Origin of the sequence: Xylophilus sp. GOD-11R, assembly GCF_033546935.1 — a bacterium.
Taxonomy (GTDB): Bacteria; Pseudomonadota; Gammaproteobacteria; order Burkholderiales; family Burkholderiaceae_C; genus Xylophilus.
This window is the reverse complement of the sequence record NZ_CP137854.1, coordinates 326,692-349,344: the sequence shown is the minus strand read 5'-3', so window position 1 is coordinate 349,344 and position 22,653 is coordinate 326,692. Positions and strand designations below refer to the sequence as shown.

The window sequence follows — 22,653 nt, the reverse complement described above, 5'->3', positions numbered from 1 at the left end:
ATTGCTGGATTGAGCTTCCATGCGACGTGACGATCGACGCCTTGCACCCCGGCGAGCGAGCACGGCGTTCGACGGTTAGCAGAGCACCGCCGCATCGCCATTGTGTTCGTAGCCCTACAGCAGGCGGTCTCGCGCTTCATCGGCCTCGCTCAAGGTCTCGATGCCACCTTCGAGCAATGCGACGTTGCGTCAGCCAGGAAGCGTCCAAATTCGACCTCGACGCCGATTTTCCCCCGGCAGACAGGCTGGTGCCGGTGAGGTCTATCACCAGCTCGTGGCAGGTCAGCACGGTGATGCCGCAGGCGAGGTCGAACACCCTTTCCTTGTGCATGGAGAGCAGCGCAGCTTCCAGCGCCAGCGGTGGCTCCATGAGTGCCGCCTTCAACACCATGTCGCCTTCGATTGCCTTAGACAAGTCTGGGGCCGGGCATTCGACAATGAATCAGGCGTCGCGCATGCCATCAAACGACTCTTGGATCAGCCGCTGCAACGCCGCCCGAGACACCGCTCGTCGCAGCTTATAGGACTGACGAATGCCGGCCCAAACCGCGCGCAGCGAAGTCGACGGCAAAGGTCAAGACGGATGAGGAGAAGGTTGCGCATTTATCGAACCCAAGCCAGCAGCTGCAACATCAATGATGCGTTGGAATAGGTCCGTGTCGACCTCCGACTTCAAAGCGTCGAGCAGCCGTGTATATCGCTCGCGTTCGCGTTGCTGCATCAAGCGGACCCGCTCGGCGACTTGGCCAAGGCCTGCAATTTCGATATCGAGCTTTCTTCGGATTTCCATAAGCCGGGCCTCCTCTTCAGCCAGTTCCTTCGCGCGTTTCGCATGCTTGGCCTCGGCCATTTCGGTCGCCTTCCGATAAGCCAGCTGCATGGCGGTCTCTGTCTCGGCATCGATGCTGGCCTGCCGCTGCACAAGAATCGCTGTGAGCCTCGTTGCTTCTGCTTGTAGAGCCTTTTCCTTTTTGATCAGTGCCTGCACGCGCTCCGCATACTCCGCTTCTGCCTGCTTGTTCGCTCTCGCTTGCTGGTAGCTGTGACGTTGCCTCGGCACATGCGCTATGCGCTCGAGCCCAGCAGGCCGGCCAACCAAGCTGAAGAAGTCGCTTTGGAATTCTTTCAACGCAGCCTTGTATGCGTCCTGCTGCTCCTTGGGTGTTCCCCCTTTTGCTTTCAGTCGATCAGATGCCCGGTGCCCCGGATGCAGGGCCCTGACCGGCGTGGCGTCCGCATGGGCGACCAAGGCATGAATGTGGCCGTGCGGCTCATCCGTATGTTCGATAACACTCAAAAGCTCGTCGCCATACACCCGTTTTAGTCGAGCGACGCACCGCTCGCGCCACAGCAAATAGTGGTCGTCGGTTTCATCGGGAGGCCCGGGGAACGAGGCGACCTCTGCCAGCAACGTGGGCCACCTGCGGTCTTGTCGTCGAACGTGCATCAGGCCGGTTTTCTCTACCACATAAGCAGCAGAGTTTTCTGCAGCGCGTGCTTTATGCTTTTCGTACCAATCTTGCAACTCCTGGACCTCGAGCCCAAAAAGAATACGCGGCGGCTCGGGCTTCAGTCCTTGATTCGTCAAATGGCGGTAGCCCTCCGGTGACGAACGCAGCGCTTCCTGGAGCACTTGTGAAATGCTGGCTTTGGGCTTCTGATTGGCTCCCGCTTTGGTTTTATGAGCCACACCCTGCACCGCGTAAGTCTCTACACGCACAAACTGCGGGCGTGTCGTGTCCGTTGGCTCCCGCGGAAACAGGGCAGTCAACACGGGTGCGCGTGGACGACCTTTAATCGTCGCCAGCCCCTTCGTTTTCGGAGATTGATTTGATGACGCCATGGCATGCCTCTGAAAAATGTCGATGCCATGACTTTGCCGCGAAGTTGTATCCAGAAACGCAATAGTGCCGAGTTAAGGGCCTGTTCATTGGGCGGCTTTGGTGCCGAACACCGTCTCGGGCGATGCCCCATCGAAACCAAAGACACCTTCGTTATCGGAACGCAACAAACACACTGGCAAAGAGGAAGTAAACCCACCGGCAACGTAACGTGCTTTCGAATTCGAAGACAACATCGGTACCGTCGTTCATCGATAGCGAAGTGACTTCGCTCCCGAAGCCTCATCGGTCTCGATGCAGTTCCAGGGGCTTTGCCCCTTCCCACCGTAACGCCGTTAACGGAAAATTCTTCGTTGACGAAAGGGTATCGTGCCCGAAGGGAGCCCTATCCCCATGCCTTCGTTCTCGGTGATCGCATCGATTTCGTAGATGGATTCGAAATCGAAGTCTCTGCGTATTTGTAAACGCTGCTTCGTCATCGGTCCGCACCATCGCTCGCGAGTTATTTGCTTCGTCAATGGGCTGACTTCGTGGCCGAGGCGGCCCCTACCGTGCACGAAGACCTGGCGCTCGTGCACCCTCGCCTCCCCTGCGCGACCAGGGAAAAAGTCGGCCGTAGTTAACAGACTAAGGCCCGAGCTCCGCAGTCCTATGAAAAGACACGCCCATTGCTGCGCCTGACCTCCCGCCCTACCCTTCTTGCACGGTGCAAGACGCACCTGCGGGCATTATTCAAACCCATGTTTCATGAAACGGCCATTGGCTCAACTGCGGTCAAAACAGTTTTCATCTTGTTTTTCATTTTCAACGCTTTCAGCACACCAGACTCCAGGTGTTTCAGAAGACTACCGACAGCAATCTCCTCCTCAGCGGCGCTCATGGATATCTGAAGTTCGATCTGGAAAACATTCTCTTTTGTTCTCTGATACTGCCCGACCTTGGCGCCAAAAAGCATGATGGCCTTCGGAGGCCGTGGCACGATCGCCACTTTGGTTGACGCTTGCTCTGTATTTTTCTGTGCGGCAACCGCTGCCGTCAGGCACCTGACCACTTCGGGCCCTTTCAGCCGTTCCTTCTTTTCTATCAAATCGGCTGCCTTCAGCAGCACGGCGTCGGCGTCTTCCTTTAGTGCCTTTTTAAGCGTCAGGCAGTCTTGATTCTGGATATCCGACGGCGAGGTAAAAACGGACACAACAACGGCAGGTAGTTGCGCCATCGAGACCGCCCTCGATACCTTGAACGCACTGAGACCGAGGCGCACAGCCAGTTCAGTTTGTGTGATGGGACGGAGCATTTCCAGCGCATGCACGAGACGCTGCCCCAGTTCGTACGTAGACAATGTGCTTTGCGCCATGTTGTCGCGAATGGACTCCAGGCAGTCATCGGCATCGGTGCCATCCGGCGCGATGACTGCACGGACTTTCACGGCCTCCAGGACGCACGCGCGCAAACGCAACTCACCCCGAATCACCTGAAATGGCAGCGACGCCGTCGGTGTGGCGCGTACCAAGATCGGGACCGCATTTCCGCCGTCATGTTTCACCAACGTGCAGAGCTCATGGAATGCCTCTGTATCAAAAGAGGAAGCATGGCGTCGCGGCCCTGCGGGCGGTGCGATCTGGTGGGGATCAAGGAGGATCGTCGATCCGGTAACGGGGGAGACCACATCCGGGATTCCGATGTCGATGTCAACCTGCGTCGAGCACGGCTGATCCAGGAACTCATCGTCAGCGTGGGCGTTTTCATAAGCAGCGTGGGGCATGGCAGATCCAGACTCCGGTAGGCAGAAAGTCAAGCAAAACAGCGCCAGGAACGTGCGGGCATGCAGCGGCTACTGGTGTGAACCATGAATGCCGCAATTCCAGCCATTACGGCGTGCGAGGTCTGGATCCTTGGCCGCACTTGCCTTCCACAACTGTGGTTCGCAAGTGCAGCGCCTTTGGCAACGCATGGATGGATGTTAGCCAGCTAAACATGAACTGTTGGCCGAAACGAGGCTGAAAGGGGTGGGAAATTTGAGTGCTTTCCGGAAGCCGCCCTGCCCAGGCCTGAACGAAAAAAGCGCTGTTGATGGTTTTATTGGTACTCCATAAACCATCGGACGAACCCAAACAGGAGTGACTGGGCCTGCGCAGGGGAGCTTCAATGCCGCGTCGATGGAATACGAAGTATTCAATACACCATTATTCGCCATCGCAGGCAGCGCGCTGCTTCCGCTCGAATTGCTGACCGAATTCAAAAAATGAAAAATTGCAGCCACTGTCAATCCGGCAGTGCACACTTAGGAACACTGCAATGGCTCAGCAACGAAGCATCTTCGAAACTCCCGACCGACTGAACATGGCTCTCGAAAAAATCCACCTGGATGACACGCTACTCAAAGCGGCCATCGACTTCGACAACCTGCAGGAGCGACGCGACCATCCACCGGCCAAACAAGACAATGGCGGGCGACGATATCTGACACAACGCGTCGAATGCTGCGAGGATATTCGTACGCCTACCCGGCTGTTTCCCTTTTCCCAGCTCCTCCATGGCCGCACTGCGATTCACGTTGCACATAAACACGGTATCGAGGACAGGACGGCAGATATCCGAAAATTACGCAAGTTGATTCACGAGTACGCGGAACTCCAGGCGAATCCCGCGCTTGTACTGAACATCAGTGCGGCCCACCAGGCACGACTGGCCATCGCGTCCTTGGAGGCGCCGGCAGCGAAGAAGCAATCGAAAAAGAAGACGGTCTCCTGCACTACCAGCATCGCGGACAAAGCCAGATGAAGGAAGTGCCGAGACCAGAGTCATGGCAGTTTCTACGTAGAAACTTTCCTGTCGTCGAACACCTCTGCCGCGGGAGGCCTGCGACACTTTCTACGTAGAAAATTTCCGCCAACCCGGTTCCGCTGAAGCATTTACATATTCGGCAACAGGCGGTCTTGGCTTCAACCTACCTATGGAGTTCGGAGTTTTTTGAGCGCACACATCGCAGTCTCGTACGTAGAGGCTTTGATCTCGCCATTGCGCATCAGCCGGAGGTGCAAAGCGGTATTCAAGACTACCGTTCTGCTCGAATCTTGGGCTGCCGCCAACGCGTCGCCTTTTGCGCTTGCCTTTTTCGCCGTGGATGACCGATCAGCAGATTTTTTTGTGGACATCAGGCTCATCTTTATCTCGGAGATTTACACAGCTAGGTTTCTACATCGCGGACGACCAGGACTTTCTACGTAGAAACTTCACACGCTCGCAGCCATGCACGGAGTCGCGTTAACGCTGCTCGAATGAAGATGGAGTTGGCCAAGCGTGCACATGCCTCCGTGCGATGGCTGCCCTTCGCTGACCATGCCATGCGCGCCAGCCCAGCCCAGCCCAGCCCAGCCCAGCCCAGCCCAGCCTTATGTTGATATCTCAGTCCACCAATTCCAGTTCGGCTTCGCGGGCAAGGGCCGTTGCATAGAGCGAAAGCCTAGGCGTGCGGATGCGATGCAGCGCTCTGCGCGCGATATCGCGGCAGATCGCCTCGGCATCGGCCGCGACAGGTGGACCACCATCGCGCGGCACGAACTGCGCCCCGAGGACATTGGCGATTTCGGCGACGGCAGCAAGCGTCTCGACGTCCAGGTCGACGAGCATGAGTTGCACGTAGGCAGTACCGTGGTCCTCCAGGGGCAACCACAGCAGATCTGCGCTCGGTCCTGAATACTGGATGCGCCCTGCTTCCATCAGCCGCGGGCGCAGCAGGAGTTCGGCCATCTTTCTTGCCAAAGGAAGTTGGCGAAGGCTAAGTGAGGTCTGGCCCTCCTCAGCGGAAACGGACAAGTCATAGATGCATCGGTCGATCATCACTGCAGCCCCATTTGCGATGGACATCCGCCTGATCTGCTTGCCGGGGTCAGGGCTTTCTGAATCTGGACAGGCGCAGATGGCACCGGCACCCAGTCCTGGGACACCAAGCTGACCAGCCCATATGCCGGCCCCAAACCCGCGAGGATGACAGCGGCGAGCAGGACGCGGCGGTTGTGGCGTTCATTCGCCATTTCTGCGTCGCTGCGCCGGATCATCTCGAGGATTTCTCTTTCCTGGGCATCCCATTCAGCTGCGGACTTAAGTGTGTTCACGGGGTTTCCTTCAGGTTCAAGGGCAGCGGCAGCACCGCACAGGAAGCCGCTTGCGTTTCGATTGCGATGCAGAAGTCCTGGGCCCATTCGACTAAATCTAGGTCGCTGTGCGAGGGATTGAGACTGCAGACATACAAGCGCGCAGCAGCGCTTCGCAGCAATACCGCAGCAAGCGCATGGCGATCCTGCAGGTAGATGGAGATGTCTGCGCGTGCGGCAGGATGGATGTCGGCATCGTCCAGCCGCGGGTCTCGAACCAATCGCTGGATGCGTTGCCGCTGCCCGTGATTGGCGCAGACGCAGATGATGCTTTCCAGGCTTCCTGCCTGCACGCTCACGGGGGTGCCCGTGGGCGAGCGACACCACAGGGAAGCCCAGGGGTGCGGTACTAGGTGTCCCTGGCAGTAGCGCTCCCAATCATGTTGGTCGATGCGGTCCCACAGTGTCCCGCCGCAACGGCGCGGATCGACGAGGGCGTCAGGGCTTGGCATCGCTCGGCCTCGGCTTTTCAACGTGAATGTCACCATCGCCGGTGGCCATCCAGGTCATGAAGCGCGGCCTACGTCGAGGTCGATGAACTGCGCTCTGCCGAAGGCTAGGAGCTTCACGCCATTCGTGAGTTTGGGCAGGCAGCCAGCCTCGGTGCCTCGCATGTGCCGGAAATCTTCGAAGTCGAAGGTTGGCATCTCAAGCCTTGCCGCTTGAGGTTGATGTAAGTTTTCGCACAGAGATTCAATCTGCCCGGCCGCAGGAGGCATCGCCCAACAGGATGACGAAACGAACAGGACAAGCGTTGCAACAACTGCAGCGCCACAAACGGATTTCAGACTCACCTTGTGCTACCTCACAACGACCCACTGGACTCGTACGCCTGGTGCAGTTGCTCACCGGGCCTGTTTGATGCAAGTTGCATCGCAATGCTCAAATGGTACTCATAGTCCGGGTACTTTTCAACCGTGTACTTTTAGGCCGCGTACTTATTTGCCGTGGTTTCTTGGTCCTCATACGACGAGCATGAACACATGCCTACGCCCCCGATCGCCAAAACGCAAAAGCCCCTTGTCCTGGTAGCGTTTGGAGAGGCGGTTAGGCATCACCGCAAGGCTCAAGGACTGTCACAAGAAGCCTTCGCCGATCAATGTGGAATTGATCGAAGCTACATGGGTGGAATCGAACGAGGCGAGCGCAACGTTGCACTTCTCAACGTTGCAAAAATTGTGACGTCGCTGGGACTTGAGTTCTCTGAACTATTCGGCGCACTAGACAACAAGTCGAGAAAGGCCTTTCACAAGCCCGGCTAGTCAACTTCATTCAGCAAAAATTCCTGCAAGCAAAGCTTCTCGGGGGAGGAGAGGTAGGGCAAGGCAGGACTGTCAAGGTGCTATCGCACCACGACCTGCTGATGGAAGAGCAGGCGAGCTCGTATTACCTCGATGCGGAATTCCGGGCTGATAGGCTCCTATCAGACGAAACGCCAGATCCCGATCTTGAGGAAAATTGTCCTATGCATGAACCCATCGAAGAGCGCGATGCGCTGTGGAGCGAGTTTCTTGCTCAGTGGCCAATCGAGCGCCTGCAGACCATGGCACCGGAGGAGTACAGCAAGGCCGGCGACAAGGACTGCCTGACCTACTGGCTGGAGAAACGCACCGAAGCACTTGGTTCGATCTGGGGTGGCTCGGCGTTCAAATTCGGTATCTACGGCCGCAAGGACCAGACGCCCAAGACCGGCACCGACGGTGTGCAGTACGGCACCGAGTACGCATGGGCCACAAAATACGGCGCGTCGGCGCAGCAGGCCTTTGAAACAGTGCGAGCCCTCGTCGTGGCCGTGGCACAGGCGGCCCGCTCGGGCGACCTCAAGATTGTCGAAGCCGCCGACATGGGTAACGTCACCAAGTGGAAGATCGCGTTTCTCTACCAAGACCGCCAGGCACCTCAGATCCTGAATATCTACAAGGCCGCGCACCTGCAGAAACTCGCCGACGCGGGGCAGGAAAAGCCGATGTCCGAGCTACATCAGCAACTTATTGCTCAGCGCGGAGATCAGCACCTGCTGGCCTACGGCGACGCCCTCTGGCACACCATAGAGGCAGCTGCCCAGGCGCAACTGACCTTCAAAGCTACGCAGGAGCAACTGCAAGCGGCATCGTTCATGCCGATCCAGGCGCCCGTCGAAAAAATCGCGGGCTACCGGTGTGGCTCGGGAGCCGAAATCGCAGTGGCGTTGAACAACACCCTGCCGGTGACGCTGTACTTGTCCGCCGGGGCCTGGCTGGCAACTGTCAGCGCGGTCCTGCGCAGCATCGACGAATTCGGGCCGGACAAGCCCCGTACCGGCGCCCTGGGAACCAATGCGCCGACGCTCGGCCCGGGCCACGCCATCGTGAAAGTCAGGGTGCCGACGGCAGCCGTGCTGGAGCAATTGCTCGAAGCCTACGACGCCCCCACCGGCGAGACCTTACTGCCGGCCACCCAAGCGGCCACCGTGGTGGCTCCTGCCCAGGCACCCTTGAACCAGATCTTCTACGGACCACCCGGCACCGGCAAGACGCATCGCACGGTCGATGAAGCGGTGCGCATCATCGACCCGGAATTCCACGCCGCCCACCTGCACGACAGGCCAATGCTCAAGCAGCGCTACGACAGCCTCGTCGAGCAGCAACGGGTGCGTTTCGTCACCTTCCACCAGAGCTTTGCGTACGAGGATTTTGTGGAAGGTCTGCGCCCGGTTCCCGGAGGCGACGGCGGCATGCCGCAATACGAGGTGGCCGACGGCATCTTCAAGTCGATCTGCCTCGACGCCGGGCCGCGGGTGACCGCCAGCGCGCCCGCACCGTCCGGCCTGGAGAGCCGCACCGTCTGGAAGATGTCGCTCGGCAACACCCAGAGCGATGAGGCCAACATCTTCGACGAGTGCATCGACCAGGGCTATGCCCTGCTGGGATACGGCAAGAACGTCGATTTCAGCGGCGTGCAGTCCCTTGGCGACATCAGCGCGGCCTACCGCGCGGCTGGCCACGACCCGGACCAGATGAACACCTATGCCGTGACGTCCGTGGCGCTCTTCGTGCTGAAGCTGCAGAGGGGCGACCTGCTCATCGTCACCGAAGGCAACGCGAAGTTCAGGGCCATCGGCGAGGTGACCGGCGACTACGAGTACGCACCACGGGACGAAGAAGACGGTTTCGACCAGGGTTTTGCCCAACGGCGCGCAGTGAAGTGGTTGCGGGTCTACAGCCCGGCATTGCCCTACGGCGAACTGATGAAGAAGCTGTTCGTCCAGCGCACCCTGTATCGCATCGGCCCGGACTCCCTCGACCGGGCCCGCCTGGAAGCCTTGCTGACGGACGATCCTCACCCGGCAGAAACATCGGCGGCAGAGATGCCAAGGGTACTGGTGATCGACGAGATCAACCGCGGCAACGTGTCGCGTGTCTTCGGCGAACTCATCACGCTGCTGGAACCGTCCAAGCGTACTGGCGGGCCGGAGGCGCTCCAGGTGACGCTGCCGTATTCGAAGCTGGATTTCGGCGTGCCCACCAATATCCATCTCATCGGCACCATGAACACCGCCGACCGTTCCCTGGCGACCCTGGACATCGCCTTGAGGCGCCGGTTTTCCTTTATCGAAGTGAGGCCCCGTCCGGAGTTGCTGGACAGTGTGGTCATCGAAGAAAAGATCGCGCTGGGCGATCTGCTGCGTGCCCTCAACGATCGGATCGAGCTGCTGCTGGACCGCGATCACTGCATCGGCCATGCGTATTTCCTCGGAATCAGGCATGGTGCGCAGCTGTCGGCGCTCGCAGACGTGTTTCGCTGGCAGATCCTGCCCTTGCTCCAGGAGTATTTCTTTGAGGACTGGAGCCGAATCCGCCTGGTCCTGAACGACCACCGCAAGCCCTCGTCGCAGCACCAGTTTCTGGTGCGGCCCGACAAGTCCATGGAGTCATTGCTCGGCGCGACGGAGGCCGGCATGCGCGAGGACAAACGCTGGGTTCTGAACGTCGGTGCATTCAACTTCGCCGACAGCTACGTCGGCACCATCGGCGCCTGAGGTGACCAGCGTCACCATCTGCGAGTTCGGCCTGCTGACCACCGAACCGGGCCATGCGGGCCTGGACCGGCACACCATTTCGGCCTCGGCCTTCGAGGCGCTCTGCCGGCTCTCGCAGCGCTGGTCGGCCCAGGGCCTGCCCCTGGTGCGACTGGAAGGCGGGAGCACCCTGCGCGTCGACAACTACGTGGGCGTTGTGGACACGCCGTGCGGGCTGCAGCTGGAGATACTGCCCAAGCATGTGGGCTGCGCCGCCGACGCGATGTCAGCCCGGCGGATGCTGATCAAGATGCTGTCCGTGCTGCTCGACATCAAGGCGCGCCAGGGCGGAGTCGCGGACATCGCCCTGCTGCAGCGCCCCCTCACCGAATGGGTCGCCCGCCAGTTCCTGGAGCAACTGGAGGCCGTGGTCAAACGCGGCGTGAAGTTCGATTACCGCGAGGTGCAGGAGGAGCTGACATTCGTGCGGGGCCGCATCGACCTGCCGGCGCAATGGCGACAGCCCCCGGAGCGCAGCCATCGTATTCCGGTCATCCACGACGTCTTCCAGGCCGACGGCCCCGAGAACCGGTTGCTGCGCTCCGCCCTGCGTCGCATCCTGGCGAGCACACGCGACGCCGGTAACTGGCAACTGGCACGGGAGCTGGGCCTGCGCACTGTAGAGATTAGCGAATCGACGGACACGGCCCGCGATTTCCGCGCGTGGCGCAGTGGCCGGCTCATGGCCCACTACGCTGCGATCCGGCCCTGGTGCGCACTGGTGCTGGGCGAAAAGATGCCGCTGGCGCAGTCCGGACCGCAACGCGGCATGAGCATGCTGTTCCCAATGGAGGTGCTTTTCGAGCGCTACGTGACGCACCATCTGCGCACCGGCCTGGCAGCAGGACTCGACATGGTCTGCCAGTCAACCCGCCACGCACTTTGCCAACACCAGGGCGAAGCCATGTTTGAACTGCGCCCCGACGTGGTGGTGCGCGGGCCGCAGGGGCGGTGGGTGGTGGACATGAAATGGAAGCTGCTCGACTCCGGCCGGCGCGGTGGCAACTACGGCATTTCCCAATCGGACATGTACCAGTTGTTCGCCTACGGACAGCATTACCTTGGGGGCAAGGGCGAGCTCTACCTGATCTATCCACGTACCGCGGCGTTCAATGCTCCGCTGCCGCGTTTCAGCTTTAGCGAAACGCTGCATCTGACAGCCATTCCATTCGACTGTGAGCGGGGACGCTTTGTGGGTGAGCCCCCCGCCTTCTTTTGTGAGCAGCCGGGTGCCGCACATTGACCTGTGGGCAACCAGGGTGTCGGCCGGCCTCATCAAGATTTGGTTGACCGGGCGCTTCTTGCTCACTCGCGAGAGGCACGACACCTGAAATGACTACGCGAGAGCCTCAGCTTCTTCTTGCACCAAGCGGAAGGCTGCCAAGAGCAAACGCCACTTCAATTCTGATTATTTGCCCTATCAGAAATTAGGGAGTTTTCGTCATTCCGCGACCAGCCGCATGAAAGCCAGTTGATTACTACCGTTGCACTGCCCAAACCTGGGGGCATCCAACGGGCAGAACCACTACCAAGACGTTTGTGTGGTGCTCAAGCCGACATCGTGGAAGCAGTACTAGGGTGGGAACTTGCCACAGCTGGTCGCGTTACCGCGGAACAACCTCTGTGTCGCCTGCATTCACGCACAAGGCGACCTCTACCTTCTACCCGAAGGGCTGCTGGAGAACTTTAAAACTCTCTAGGGCCGAGTAGCCCAAGACTTTGCCAGAAGCACGAGTGGCTCAACCGGCATTGTTGCAAAATGTCTTGGTACCTTTGCCACACATATTGGAGCATGGCCAGAAGACGAAAATCCAGCCCGGCTGAAGACCTGATCGATTTTGTCGCCATGATGCCGTGGTGGGTAGGAATTGTCATGGCCGGCATCGCCTACGTTGGCCTCCATGCGGTCGCCACCGAGCCCATGCCAGTGACACGGGGCGCTGCAACTGCTGGCCAGATGGCCTCGGCCGCCATTTGGCGGGGATTGGGCTCTATCGGGCAATACGCTGTGCCGGTGATTTGTCTAGTGGGCGCACTGGTTTCGGCTGTACGCAGGCACCGCAGAAACGCTTTGTTCGATGCGGCCAGCACGAGCAACGACGCCGCCGCGACTGTTCAGACCATGTCGTGGCTAGAGTTCGAGTTGCTGGTTGGCGAAGCCTTTCGCCGCCGCGGCTACGGCCTGCAGGAGACCGGCGGGGCCGGCCCGGATGGCGGAATCGACCTGGTCCTTACGCGCGGCACGGAGAAGTTCCTGGTTCAGTGTAAACAGTGGAAGGCATTCAAAGTGAGTGTCTCCACCGTGCGGGAGCTCTATGGCGTCATGGCTGCCGAAGGCGCAGCAGGTGGTTTTGTCGTGACTTCCGGCACCTTCACTCGCGACGCCGGGCGCTTTGCAATGGGTCGCAACATCGAGCTGATCGACGGCACCAGCCTGCAGCGGCTGATGCAGCAGGCCAAGACCGGCACCAAGTCTGCCGTCAAAGGTCCCGCTGCGCCGATGGTTGTGCCTGATGCGAAGCGCATCGAACCTGTGGGATGGTTGGAGCCCATGCAAAGCTTCAGCGCCGATCAGCCCGCGGCCATGAGTTGCCCCAGATGCGCCAAGCCGATGGTCTTACGCGTGGCCCGACGCGGCGCATCAGCAGGCCGGTCGTTCTGGGGTTGCTCAGCTTTCAGTGATGGCTGTCGCGGCATCCGTCCGGTCTGATGGCAGAGCTGTGTAGTCTACGCATGTGTACGGCTGTTAACGCGCCACAGGTTCACACACGATAGAGAAGGATGTGACATTTTACGGGTCCATGCGTGGGTTCAAGGGTTTTTTGCGGAGCTACAGTGCGAGCCAGCGGCTTCTGAGCGGGAGCGGCAATGAGACATCCGGTCGCGGGCGACCCAGGCAAGCCTGATTGAGCGTCATCAGCGCATGGCACTGGCGCACCTCAATCGGGAAAAACGGGCTGTGCAAAAAGAGGCCAAGGCCCAGTACCTGGCGGACCGGACCGGTGAAACCGACGATCTGAATGCGGAACTCCAGGACCGCATGCAGGAGCTTCGGGTAATCCTGGGGCATACGCTGTCCGCGGACGGCCGTATCAATTTCGACACATTGCAGCCGTCAACAAAGTTCGAGCTCTTCGAAACGCCCCCGCCGTTGGCACCTAGCCAGGCACCACGCGTGCCAAGCGTTCCTCCGCCACTGGCCAGTTGGCCCAAGCTGATCCCCGGTGCAACGACGCGGCGCCGTGCTCAAGAGCGGCCGCGCAGCCGTGCATCGAAAAAGTCAATCAGTAAGCGAACCTCAGCCCACGCTTTGAGAAGGTCGGCTGCAAATGGCGTGAGCCTATGGCCGAAGCCCAATGCTGCTGCAAAATTGCCACACTTGAAGAAGAGGGAGATTTGATGGCCGCATTGTCGAATTCTGATCGCGAGATCCTTGGTCTTGTCCTTGAGCCCCGGGTCAACCTTACGCATAAGGGTGGACCGGCGCTGCTGTCTCTTTCGCTGTTCTCATCGGAGCTGAAGAGCCTGGCCCACACGTATGGCTCGCTGAGCAAAATACATGGAGCACAACCGCTCCATGCCACTCCGGCGACAGCCGCCCGTTACTTCAATACGCTGAAAAATAACGGCTTGGCTGCAGGCAGTTCCGCTGCGCCTACATTGACCGTCGTTGGCGAACAATTCAGAGCCGTGGTTGCTGCAGCGGAGTCCGCAGGAACGGTGATTGATGCGGCGTTCTGGGCCACCAACGGAACTTCGCTAGAGCTCCCGGTTATTCGAGCATTGATGCAGAAGCTTCTAGATGGCCAGCAAGTGGCCAACATCATCCGAGAAACTTGGTTTAACGCTCAAACGTTTATTGATGGCGTTCCGAGCGCCGAGTTAGGCACGACGCTCGCGGACGAAGAAAAGCTTTTGCGGCTTTTCCAGATCAATTCAGTTGGATGGGAGGTGGCAAGGTATTTCCGGCTTGATGCCGCAGAGCGTGACCAATTCGACATTGCACACTCCAAAATTCTTAGGGCCGACGTCGAACTAGGGACCAACTCCATAGATGGTGTGGCTGCCCTTTATCAAAAGGCGGCTAACCAATATCAGCCGGATGTGCGCTTCCGAATCAAAAACTTCCTGGGGGCATTCGCAACTCTTCAGAACGAGCTCGATGCGGAATTTCCGCGACTTAGCCGAAATCTAGCGCTGAGTCGCAGCGTAAGCTCGTCAGTCGCGACTGTAGGAACAACGGCCGACGGCGGGGACGATGAGGCATCTAACGATACGGCTGCTCCAAACGCGGAGCCGTTGAGCTTCCCACACCAAGTGATCATCTCCGGCTGTCCCGGCTCGGGCAAGAGCTTTCGCTTGGAGGAGATGATCTCAGGCTCGGGCGCAATGGTCTTTCGCACACAGTTCCACCCGGAGACCTCGTACTACGATTTCGTAGGCGCCTACCGGCCACAGCCGGTGTATGAGGGCGCGGTGTCCATCGGGTTGGTCGAGTTGGACCTGACTGCGTTCGAACTTGGCAGGCCGATGATTGACTATCGATTTGTCGCCGGCCCGCTAACAAGAGCGTTGGTTCACGCTATTCGTCATCCGGACCAGAATGTTGTGGTCCAAATCGAAGAGCTGAACCGCGGGAATCCGGCGGCAATTTTTGGGGACATTCTTCAGTTGCTAGACCGAGACGAGTCAGGGCGAAGCCGCTATTCGGTCGCGCCAACGGTTGAACTACTCGCTCACCTCAGGGCTCAGACGGGGCTAGCAGTTGATGAGTTGAGGCTACCTTCAAATCTGTATTTGTGGGCAACAATGAATAGCGCCGACCAAGGCGTCTACCCAATTGATTCCGCGTTCCGGCGTCGTTGGTCATACAACTACATGGGCTACTCAATCGCATGTAAGTACGACGAAGTAGGACGAAGGATCATGTATGGCGGGAAGATCTACGACTGGGACAAATTCCGTGCAGCCGTGAACGCACGGCTGGTGGAACTAAATGTTCACGAGGACAAGCTCATCGGCCCATACTTCCTGACGTTGCCGCAACTCGCGAGCGCCAGTGACGTTCTTCAGAAACTGTTCCTCTACCTATGGGACGACGTTTTGCGGTTCCGACAGCATGAGCTCTTCTCTTCGAAGAGCTTTTCGGACGTAGCGATCCAGTGGAGCGAGGGCGCTGGCACGCCGCTCGACATCGCTAATCAACTTTTGGGACTAGCCATCGAGCCTGGCAACGTCTCGCCCGCCTCGGATGAAACTGTGCAGGCATGACTGTCATCTGTGTGCCGGAGGGCACTGCTCTGTCGGCCTCGGCCTGGTGCTCTCAGCTAGGCATAGGGCGCGACGACCTTGACCTGATGCTGACCGCGGGCTTGCTCCGTGCGCAACGCGGTGGTCTGCTTGCGATCGAGTTCGTTGGGATGGTCATATTCACCGACAGTTGCCTCCACGTGCGCCCCAAGTACAGCACTGCTGAGAATTTTGACCTCGCGGCCATGATCGCCATCTTGCGCGGGTATTTCTCGCGAAGTGAAAAGCGCGCCCCATTCGTAGATGAGCTCCGCTTTCCAGAGTTTTCCGACGCAGAAGTTCTTCGCGAGTTTGATGCACTGATCGCACTTCGCGAATGGTTTGCTGTGCATGGCTTCTACCGCCAGAAAGTGGAACGACGGTCGACCGGTGGGCGTCCTAATTGGGCTCTGACCATGGCGCGGCAATCACCCCTCGTGGTGGGTGGTTCCGTCCTGTATCCAACTATCGAGTCGGAGCGTCAGCACGATGCGTTCAACGATATAACAGCTCTTCAGATTGGGCTCATGTCAGCTCTGAGCAGACGATATGGACTGCCGATCTCTGACGAGCTCCGGACTGCCGCGCTTGCTGCCGGCCCTTCGATTGATGTATGGCCCCTCCCCACCGCAACGCAGCAGTACCTCCAGAAGCGAGTTCTCGCTGAGAAGCGGGTCCAGTTCAGATCGGACAATCTGCGATTACTGACGCTCCTTGAGCAGATTTTGGGTTCGCGGCTCGCGAGCCGGAATCGGAAAATTGAGGTTTACGGGACCACAGCCTTCTATTCCGTATGGGAGGATGGATGTCGCGTTCTTTTTGGTGGAATGGCCAAGCCTGCTGAAGCCATCGGCCATCCGACCTGGACCTACATCGGCGAGAACGGCGCGATCTTGGAGCAAGAAAGGCAGCTACCGGACATCGTTATCGCTAGTGGTGACAAACTTTTCATCTTGGACGCGAAGTACTACTTCCCCTTCGTTAAATCCAAACCAGGCGCACCGGACATCGTCAAGCAGCTGTACTACGCGGAAGCCGTCGTTGCGTCCACTTGGTCAGCTATCCGCTCACTATTCATTCTGCCGATGAACGATGCGTGGAGCCTGCAACGTCTGGGAGACGCAACCATCGAGGGAAGTGCTCGGAATTTTCCGATCGTTGAGGCGTGGGGAATCGAACCCAAAGTCGTATTCGCCTCATATCCCAATGCGCCAGAGGCCTCTGAGACGACCGGCAGGCGCCTCCTTGACGCAGTTGAGATCTCGCCGGCGGCTAGGACACGCATGTCCTAGCTGCGCATGCAGTATTTCTAGCCGACTGCCAACAAGCGGCGTGGCTCGGCCGGCCCGATGACAACGGGCCTAAAGATGTTAGAAAGCCCGAATCGATCGTTCGCCTGCAGTGAAAGAGCGCTGTCCGGTGGGCTGCGACGTCGCCGGACACGGCGGACGCCATGAAAGAGGTACTCATTAACGAGGGCCTTTTGCTCCCCACCCCTACTCTGATAATTTTTTCGGATATCGAGAGTTGGGACGATCTCTGATGAGCTGAACAGCGTCTGGTCTTCGAAGACAGAACTGATGATACGCAGACCTTCGTCCGTCGGCGTATCCACTCGAGACCAATGGTTCCAGTGGTTGCGTCCCCCGTAGTAACTCAACACCACGTGCTCGCAATCAGCGTTGTCAATGAGCCGCCGCAGCGCGCCTACGAACTTGTCTCGGTAACAAAAATCGCTCGCGAAGTCATCCTTCGGGTTCTGCCCCCTGACGTGAGTAATCTCGTCTAGATAGGCCTCAACGTTCGGCAAAAAAGGATACGCCGCAATGAAGTTCAGAAAGTGGTAATAAGCCGAGTATTGGCGAAAATTGTATGGCGGATCTAGATAGCACACGTCATACCTACCGAACGCCGCCGTCGCGCTCGTAGCGTCGGCATTAATGATTTCGGTTTTGGTATCAGTGCAAGAAATCAGAGGCACGCGTAAGAAGAACGATTGCTCAGCATTCGGCCAGATGCGATCACGATTAAAGTCATGAAATGTTCCGTTTACGTTTGCGGTAATGACTACCTCTTCCAAGACGCTTGTCAGTAACATGAACGTCTCAGAAGGGGAAATTAAGTCGTTGACGAACCATTCTCTAATAGTCTGCAGCACTCCATCAAGAAACAAAGAGTTGGCCTTGGAGAAGTAATTACGGTTGCCGACCGTACCCCTCAGACTCGCATAGCCTGACCTCTTACCCCATTGGCTGAAATAGTTGGTTATGGCTCCGGGCTTGCGGTTTAGTTCTCCAATAGATTGCAAACTGGCCAAGACCCTACTCAGCGACTCCAGCGATTGAAGCGCTTCAACTGGCTCTTGATCAGGAAGATAAAGAGATCCAACTTTGGCTACCGACCGCTCGAACTCTCGACGCAATATGGGAAGCCGGGCCTTGTCAAAGCTCGTTTTCCTCACGCCCAAGAACGAGGGTGCGTGATCCGTTCCTAGATAGCTGTGAGCCAAGACGTAGCTGAAGCGGTTGGCATCGCATGCAGCGGTGTTCCAGCCGCGCGTCCTAAAGTATCGGGACACGTTGGTGGTGCCAGCAAAAGGATCTGAAAGACTCTTTGCCTTTGGCGCGCGTGATTGTAGGAATGCGTCAATTAACGGCAGCAGCGATGACTTGTTTCCAAGATACTTTTCCATAGGCCCGTCTCAGTTCTGGAATAGAAAAAGCCGCTCGGCATCCAGACGAGTCTGCATATTGCTCAGGCGCGTGTTTAGTTTTCGGTGGCTATGCTCGGAAATCTCGATCGGAAAGCACGTCCTGTAGTGCTTTGCGCCCAATTGAAGCAGTTGCTCCATAGTGAGAACGCGCGCACGCGCACCAGAACCCTCGTCAAATGGTGAGTACGAAAGTATGAGCGGCACGCGTCTACGAGACGCAAGTGCAAACAGGTTTGCGAAGGCGTCCGGCGCTTCGGATGGGATGCAGAAGGAAGACTGGTAACGGCCAGCGCGGTAAACGCCACGCATCACAGTCCTCCGACCCAGCTTGTTCATCTCGTCAAGCGCGGGCGCGTCTCTTCGAACTAGCGTCTCCAGCACATGGTAGAAGCGTGAGTAGTGATCAATTGTGTAGGGGGGGTCAGCGTAGTAGGCCCCGCACGACTCATCTCGCTCAAGGAAGCTAAGCACGTCCGCGCATTCCACCCGATGGTCGTAGCTTGAGGCAAGGCATCGGGTTGACCACCGCGACACCCACGTGCGAAACGTTGCCTCAACGCTTCGCCTACGGTCGGCAATTGCACGCGAAAGCAACAACGGCTGCACAGACCCGTCGCTCTTGCGGAGCTTAATTGGCTGCGCAAACTGCTTACCAACGGTGTTCACGACTTCACTCGCAGTGCTCAGCAGCGCAGCCTCCGCACCGGTTGGATTTTTTAACCGAGCTCTAGCCACTGCGCCAATCGCGTCCAACTCCATCGCCTGCGAGTAGCTGAAGTAAGGACCGCCAAAGTAAGTGAGGGCCGTAATATCGGCTGGACTGAAGTCAGACGCCGCCAAAGCGTGGGCTGCTTTCTCCAAACACTTTGCAAGTTGCTCCGTACTTGTGTGGGCTGGTCGCTGTCGATGGGCTGCGATCGAACCGTGTTCGATCATTTCGATGAGCCGCTCAGGTCGACCATCAGCTGCCATTGTCAGGGCCTCTTGTTCGAAGGCCAAGAGTGCCTTCGCTGCCTTCTGCAACAGGGACACTTTCTCAGTGACTTCGGACCAGAAGGAGTCCGACAATGCTCCGTCAAAGTCTGCTGCAGAGCATGTGAGTACCGCCCGGGCGATAAGGCTGGAGTACGACTGAACGTCAACAGCAGTGACCGGTCGAGACTCCGCAAGAACGCTGCTGACTACACCAGTCCCTGCGAAGAGATCTCCGACTCTTGCACCTTCATCGACCGACTCTCCAATGACGTCGGCAATGGACCTAGCTAGACGTTGCTTGCTGCCCAGATACTGAATGGCGCGAAACGGTGTTTGCAGAGGGGTCGGGCCCTCCGCGGCGATGTCCAATTCCATTAACGCTTGCAGACGCTGGGCGTTGGGTTTAGACCTTCCAAGTTCCCAGTGGCTGATCGCAATGCCGCTCACCCCAAATCGCAAACCAAACTGCGCCTGGTTTTCGCCCAAAGATGTGCGAACCCGCTTTATCTGCATTTTATCCATACTAGATGTAGTTTAAAACACATCTGCTATTAAGGCAATGGGTAGTATCTTCCCTGCAAGGTTGGAGCACCCATCGCTCATCACGTGAGTCTGGTAGCGAAGGGCATGAGCGTCCGCCTGGCCCCCTGCGGTAGGCGGGCGTTGGCTTTAGGCGGGCTGCCAACGATGCGGCAATAAATCCTCGATGTGGCTGTTGAGCTGTGTCGGCAGCCCCCCCCCCCCCCCCCCCCCCCCCCGCCCTCTCGGGGCCACTGCGAGAGGTTCACGGATTCGAAGAGGTGTGCGGCGCGCGAAAGAGTTGCACTATCGTGGCTTCGATGCCCAGGCAGATCTTTCAGCCGTCGTGGAACAGGGTCGCAACACCCATGGGTTCATCGCATGACCGTGGCCGACTAAGTCGGACTGAAGCGAGCCGAGTCCTCTGAGGGCACTCCAGCAGACCGCGTCAGCTTATGCGGGACTTCCTCAAGCGACTTCTGCCCGCAGAGTGGAAGATGGATTGCATCCGGTTTGCTGCTGCTGCTTCAGGTCTTCCACCGTAGCCTCGATGTAGCCATGAGGTCGTTGGTCCTCACCATGTGTGCGATGTTGAGCTCACCGAGTACCGCTATCGATCCAATGCTTTTCCTTACCGTCGCGTAACCAAGCTGTCAGCCAGATTAGAAAAACCCAAGGTGGATCATTTGCCTTGTTAGGGTGCATCAAATGTTGACTACTTTTAGGCGCAAGACTCGATCTAAAACTTGGCGTTAGCAACAGTTGTCGGTCGATATGTCCACAGGTACACTTGGGTGATCCACCAAGTGGATCACCGGGAAAACCCTGTACCCGGCGAAAGATCTTTGATTTTGTTGATCTTTTCAGGATTCTTTGAGGTCCACGTGTCGCCTCCGTGAAGCGTCACTAAAATATCTAAAAGCCTCTCAGGTCAGCGACCTGAGAGGCTTTTTCTTTAATGGTAGTTTTCAGCCGGATCATTATTCCGACTGCGAGTTAATCCCCCTTCCCAGCCCCCAAACCCGCAACGCCATATGCACCTCCAACCCCCGAGTCGCATTCGTCAACGGCCCCAACACCTCCTCCACACTCGCCAGCCGCTGCCTGACCGTATTCACATGAATCCCCAGCGCTAAAGCCGTCTCCCTCGCGTTCTGCCCCTTCTCGAAATACCGCAGCAAGGTCCCCACCAGCTCCGACCCCTTCTTCCGATCCACCGCGATCAACGGCCCGATCGTCGCGTCCAGAAACCCATCCAGCCCCGCCCGGTCCTGCGTCTCGAACAGCGCCGAGTACAAGGCCATCTCGCTCTGCGGCACGATCCTCCCCTGCCCGCCGATCCGGCCAAGCACCTCCATCGCCCGCCGCAGCGCCGCATGGATCCCCGGCAACTCCCCCACCGCCCGCGCCGGCCGCGACTGAATCCCCCGAAACCGCCCGCCGAACGCCCGCAAGCCCAGCGCAGACAAGTCCCGCGCCACATCCGCCACCCGCGTCGTCGGACACAGCACCACGACCAGCCCATCGACCTCGTCGACCAGCGCCCCCGCCAGCGGCATCTCCGCCCGCAACCGCCGCGCCACATAACCCGCCTGCACCGCATCCCACTGCACCAGCACCAGCGATATCGGCTGATCGATCTGCAGATCGAAATGCGCCGCCCGGTCCCGCAGCACCCCCGGTGCATCCTGCCGCGACGACAGCAGGTTGCGCATCAACGCCGACGCATCCCGCGTGCGAGTCGCCTCCATCCGCTCCTGCGACAGCAGTACCACCCCGATCACGCTCGCGCTGCGCTCCAGCGTGCGGGCCGACAGCTCGTCCACCGCCTGCCACCGAAACAGCAGGATCGCCCCCAGCACGTCGTCCCCGCCGATCACCGCGACCACCCGGCACACCTCCTCGCCCACGCGGTAAGCCTCTACCGACCGCCCACTGATCCGGCTGGCGTGCAATGCCTGCCGGATCGCCTCGTTGTGCGCACCGTGCGGTTCGTAGCCCGCCGACGCCGATCCCGCATAGCCCGCCGCCGTCCCTCGCCCGATGACCTGCGAGGCCTCGTCGAGCACGAGCACGCTGCCGTTCAGCAATCCCGCTACCGAATCACACAGCGACGCCAGCGGCGCTCCCCGCGCCAGCAGCGTGGTCAGTTGCTCGTGCGCCTCGGCCGCCATCTGGATGCTGCGGGTGTGGCGCTCCAGCTCGGCGCGCGCGCTCTCGGCATGGCGCAGCGCGGCGGTGGCGTCGGCAAAAGCCCGTGCGTTGCGGATCGCCACCGCGCCGTGCGTGGCCAGGGTCTGCAGGATCGACACGCTCAGCGCGTCGTGGGTGCGGTGGTAGCGGTCGGCCACGAAGAGCAGGCCGATGACCTCGCCGTCCCACATCAGCGGCACGCCCACCAGGGCATTGATGCCCTCGGCACGGAAGGTGTCGTCCAGCGCCGGATCGTGGGTGAAGCGCGTGTCGTTCAAATAGTTCGGGGTGGTGAACGGCATGCGGTTGGACATCACCACGCCGGCCACGCCCAGGTCGCGCGGCGCGGTCATGCGCGGCGTGCCGCGCGCGATGGCGCCGTCGGTGGCGACCGCCCGAAACTCCGCGGTGTCGGTGTCGTAGATCGACAGCCAGGCCAGGTGCGCACCGAGCAGATTGCGCGCCCGCACCACGATCGCGTGGAGCAGGCCGTTGAGGTCGAGCCGGCTCGACAAATCCTGCGCCGACTCGCTCACCGCCAGCATGCCGCGCTCGCGCTGCTGCTGCATTTCGAGCCGGTTGCGCACCGCCATCGCCATGCGCACCCACTCGACCGCACTGGAGCGCCGGGCGGCATCGGGCAGCGCTTCGGCCCGGGCCAGGCGCCGTGAAAACTCCTCGGCCGGCGCGCCGTGGTTCAGCAGGCCGATCAGGTCTGCCAGCAGTTCTTCCACCAGCGGGGCGGCGGCACTCATGTGCGTCCTCGGTTGCATGCGACCGACCGAATGTAAGGCCGCTCCACGACCCCTTCCCGGCCCTTCGGCGGCCCCGCGCCTAGGGTTTACGCGGCGTGCGGAGCGCACACCGAAACCGGCGCGGCGATGTCGCCGCCGCACATAGCTTGGCGCGCCC

At 59.2% G+C, this 22,653-nt stretch carries 18 protein-coding genes; 8 read left to right on the top strand and 10 right to left on the bottom strand.

Features of this window, described 5'->3' with window-relative positions; translation table 11 throughout:
• Positions 1–136 precede the first annotated feature (136 nt).
• The 3 genes from R9X41_RS01620 to R9X41_RS01610 all read right to left on the bottom strand — a co-directional run bounded on the left by R9X41_RS01620 (position 137) and on the right by R9X41_RS01610 (position 3,603).
• A complete protein-coding gene (locus R9X41_RS01620) occupies positions 137–391 on the bottom strand; it encodes a hypothetical protein (RefSeq protein WP_318633160.1) in 255 nt (84 codons plus the stop codon).
• 183 nt (positions 392–574) lie between these two features.
• Entirely contained in the window at positions 575–1,843 is a 1,269-nt protein-coding gene (locus R9X41_RS01615) for a plasmid recombination protein (RefSeq protein ID WP_318633159.1), read from the bottom strand.
• Positions 1,844–2,586: 743 nt separating this feature from the next.
• Positions 2,587–3,603 (bottom strand): ParB/RepB/Spo0J family partition protein, encoded by a 1,017-nt coding sequence (locus R9X41_RS01610; protein ID WP_318633158.1) that lies wholly within the window; start codon positions 3,601–3,603, stop codon positions 2,587–2,589.
• Between the two features lie 533 nt (positions 3,604–4,136).
• On the opposite strand from R9X41_RS01610, the gene R9X41_RS01605 reads away from it, so the two are divergent.
• Positions 4,137–4,622 (top strand): hypothetical protein, encoded by a 486-nt coding sequence (locus R9X41_RS01605; RefSeq protein WP_318633157.1) that lies wholly within the window; start codon positions 4,137–4,139, stop codon positions 4,620–4,622.
• Positions 4,623–5,246: 624 nt separating this feature from the next.
• On the opposite strand, the gene R9X41_RS01600 is transcribed toward R9X41_RS01605, so the two are convergent.
• From R9X41_RS01600 to R9X41_RS01585, 4 genes are all read right to left on the bottom strand, one after another.
• Positions 5,247–5,591, bottom strand: coding sequence for a hypothetical protein (locus R9X41_RS01600; protein ID WP_318633156.1), 345 nt, complete (start codon positions 5,589–5,591; stop codon positions 5,247–5,249).
• 89 nt (positions 5,592–5,680) lie between these two features.
• On the bottom strand, positions 5,681–5,956 hold the full coding sequence (locus R9X41_RS01595) for a hypothetical protein (RefSeq protein ID WP_318633155.1): 276 nt from the start codon (positions 5,954–5,956) through the stop codon (positions 5,681–5,683).
• Positions 5,953–6,294, bottom strand: a complete 342-nt coding sequence (locus R9X41_RS01590; protein WP_318633154.1) for a hypothetical protein — start codon at positions 6,292–6,294, stop codon at positions 5,953–5,955. The genes R9X41_RS01595 and R9X41_RS01590 overlap by 4 nt, the downstream gene beginning before the upstream one ends.
• Before the next feature lie 207 nt (positions 6,295–6,501).
• Positions 6,502–6,789, bottom strand: a complete 288-nt coding sequence (locus tag R9X41_RS01585) for a hypothetical protein (RefSeq protein ID WP_318633153.1) — start codon at positions 6,787–6,789, stop codon at positions 6,502–6,504.
• A gap of 189 nt (positions 6,790–6,978) precedes the next feature.
• Here R9X41_RS01585 and R9X41_RS01580 point away from each other — a divergent pair, with 189 nt between their 5' ends.
• The 7 genes from R9X41_RS01580 (at position 6,979) to R9X41_RS01550 (ending at position 16,633) form a co-directional block, all read left to right on the top strand.
• A complete protein-coding gene (locus R9X41_RS01580) occupies positions 6,979–7,257 on the top strand; it encodes a helix-turn-helix domain-containing protein (RefSeq protein ID WP_318633152.1) in 279 nt (92 codons plus the stop codon).
• A gap of 203 nt (positions 7,258–7,460) precedes the next feature.
• Positions 7,461–10,013, top strand: a complete 2,553-nt coding sequence (locus tag R9X41_RS01575) for a DUF8426 domain-containing protein (RefSeq protein WP_318633151.1) — start codon at positions 7,461–7,463, stop codon at positions 10,011–10,013.
• A 1-nt stretch (position 10,014) separates the two neighbouring features.
• On the top strand, positions 10,015–11,295 hold the full coding sequence (locus R9X41_RS01570; protein WP_318633150.1) for an McrC family protein: 1,281 nt from the start codon (positions 10,015–10,017) through the stop codon (positions 11,293–11,295).
• A gap of 549 nt (positions 11,296–11,844) precedes the next feature.
• Entirely contained in the window at positions 11,845–12,762 is a 918-nt protein-coding gene (locus R9X41_RS01565) for a restriction endonuclease (RefSeq protein ID WP_318633149.1), read from the top strand.
• A 213-nt stretch (positions 12,763–12,975) separates the two neighbouring features.
• Positions 12,976–13,452 carry a hypothetical protein gene (locus R9X41_RS01560; RefSeq protein WP_318633148.1) on the top strand — a complete coding sequence of 159 codons (477 nt, stop codon included), beginning with the start codon at positions 12,976–12,978 and terminating at the stop codon, positions 13,450–13,452.
• Entirely contained in the window at positions 13,395–15,323 is a 1,929-nt protein-coding gene (locus tag R9X41_RS01555; protein ID WP_318633147.1) for an AAA family ATPase, read from the top strand. The genes R9X41_RS01560 and R9X41_RS01555 overlap by 58 nt, the downstream gene beginning before the upstream one ends.
• A complete protein-coding gene (locus R9X41_RS01550; RefSeq protein ID WP_318633146.1) occupies positions 15,320–16,633 on the top strand; it encodes an LlaJI family restriction endonuclease in 1,314 nt (437 codons plus the stop codon). The genes R9X41_RS01555 and R9X41_RS01550 overlap by 4 nt, the downstream gene beginning before the upstream one ends.
• A gap of 17 nt (positions 16,634–16,650) precedes the next feature.
• On the opposite strand, the gene R9X41_RS01545 is transcribed toward R9X41_RS01550, so the two are convergent.
• The 3 genes from R9X41_RS01545 to R9X41_RS01535 form a co-directional block, all read right to left on the bottom strand.
• Entirely contained in the window at positions 16,651–18,033 is a 1,383-nt protein-coding gene (locus R9X41_RS01545; protein WP_318633145.1) for a DNA adenine methylase, read from the bottom strand.
• Between the two features lie 9 nt (positions 18,034–18,042).
• Positions 18,043–19,551 carry a DNA adenine methylase gene (locus tag R9X41_RS01540; RefSeq protein WP_318633144.1) on the bottom strand — a complete coding sequence of 503 codons (1,509 nt, stop codon included), beginning with the start codon at positions 19,549–19,551 and terminating at the stop codon, positions 18,043–18,045.
• Positions 19,552–20,528: 977 nt separating this feature from the next.
• Positions 20,529–22,496: a helix-turn-helix domain-containing protein gene (locus R9X41_RS01535; protein ID WP_318633143.1), complete on the bottom strand. Its 1,968-nt coding sequence runs from the start codon at positions 22,494–22,496 to the stop codon at positions 20,529–20,531.
• Between the last annotated feature and the right edge of the window lie 157 nt (positions 22,497–22,653).

What these genes read in the sequence shown, in the direction of transcription:
- R9X41_RS01610 (WP_318633158.1), bottom strand. Translation starts at nt 3,603, where the DNA reads ATGCCCCACGCTGCTTATGAAAACGCCCACGCTGACGATGAGTTCCTG.
- R9X41_RS01615 (WP_318633159.1), bottom strand. Translation starts at nt 1,843, where the DNA reads ATGGCGTCATCAAATCAATCTCCGAAAACGAAGGGGCTGGCGACGATT.
- R9X41_RS01600 (WP_318633156.1), bottom strand. Translation starts at nt 5,591, where the DNA reads ATGGCCGAACTCCTGCTGCGCCCGCGGCTGATGGAAGCAGGGCGCATC.
- R9X41_RS01605 (WP_318633157.1), top strand. Translation starts at nt 4,137, where the DNA reads ATGGCTCAGCAACGAAGCATCTTCGAAACTCCCGACCGACTGAACATG.
- R9X41_RS01560 (WP_318633148.1), top strand. Translation starts at nt 12,976, where the DNA reads ATGGCACTGGCGCACCTCAATCGGGAAAAACGGGCTGTGCAAAAAGAG.
- R9X41_RS01550 (WP_318633146.1), top strand. Translation starts at nt 15,320, where the DNA reads ATGACTGTCATCTGTGTGCCGGAGGGCACTGCTCTGTCGGCCTCGGCC.
- R9X41_RS01580 (WP_318633152.1), top strand. Translation starts at nt 6,979, where the DNA reads ATGCCTACGCCCCCGATCGCCAAAACGCAAAAGCCCCTTGTCCTGGTA.
- R9X41_RS01620 (WP_318633160.1), bottom strand. Translation starts at nt 391, where the DNA reads ATGGTGTTGAAGGCGGCACTCATGGAGCCACCGCTGGCGCTGGAAGCT.
- R9X41_RS01565 (WP_318633149.1), top strand. Translation starts at nt 11,845, where the DNA reads ATGGCCAGAAGACGAAAATCCAGCCCGGCTGAAGACCTGATCGATTTT.
- R9X41_RS01540 (WP_318633144.1), bottom strand. Translation starts at nt 19,551, where the DNA reads ATGGATAAAATGCAGATAAAGCGGGTTCGCACATCTTTGGGCGAAAAC.
- R9X41_RS01575 (WP_318633151.1), top strand. Translation starts at nt 7,461, where the DNA reads ATGCATGAACCCATCGAAGAGCGCGATGCGCTGTGGAGCGAGTTTCTT.
- R9X41_RS01545 (WP_318633145.1), bottom strand. Translation starts at nt 18,033, where the DNA reads ATGGAAAAGTATCTTGGAAACAAGTCATCGCTGCTGCCGTTAATTGAC.
- R9X41_RS01555 (WP_318633147.1), top strand. Translation starts at nt 13,395, where the DNA reads ATGGCCGAAGCCCAATGCTGCTGCAAAATTGCCACACTTGAAGAAGAG.
- R9X41_RS01535 (WP_318633143.1), bottom strand. Translation starts at nt 22,496, where the DNA reads ATGAGTGCCGCCGCCCCGCTGGTGGAAGAACTGCTGGCAGACCTGATC.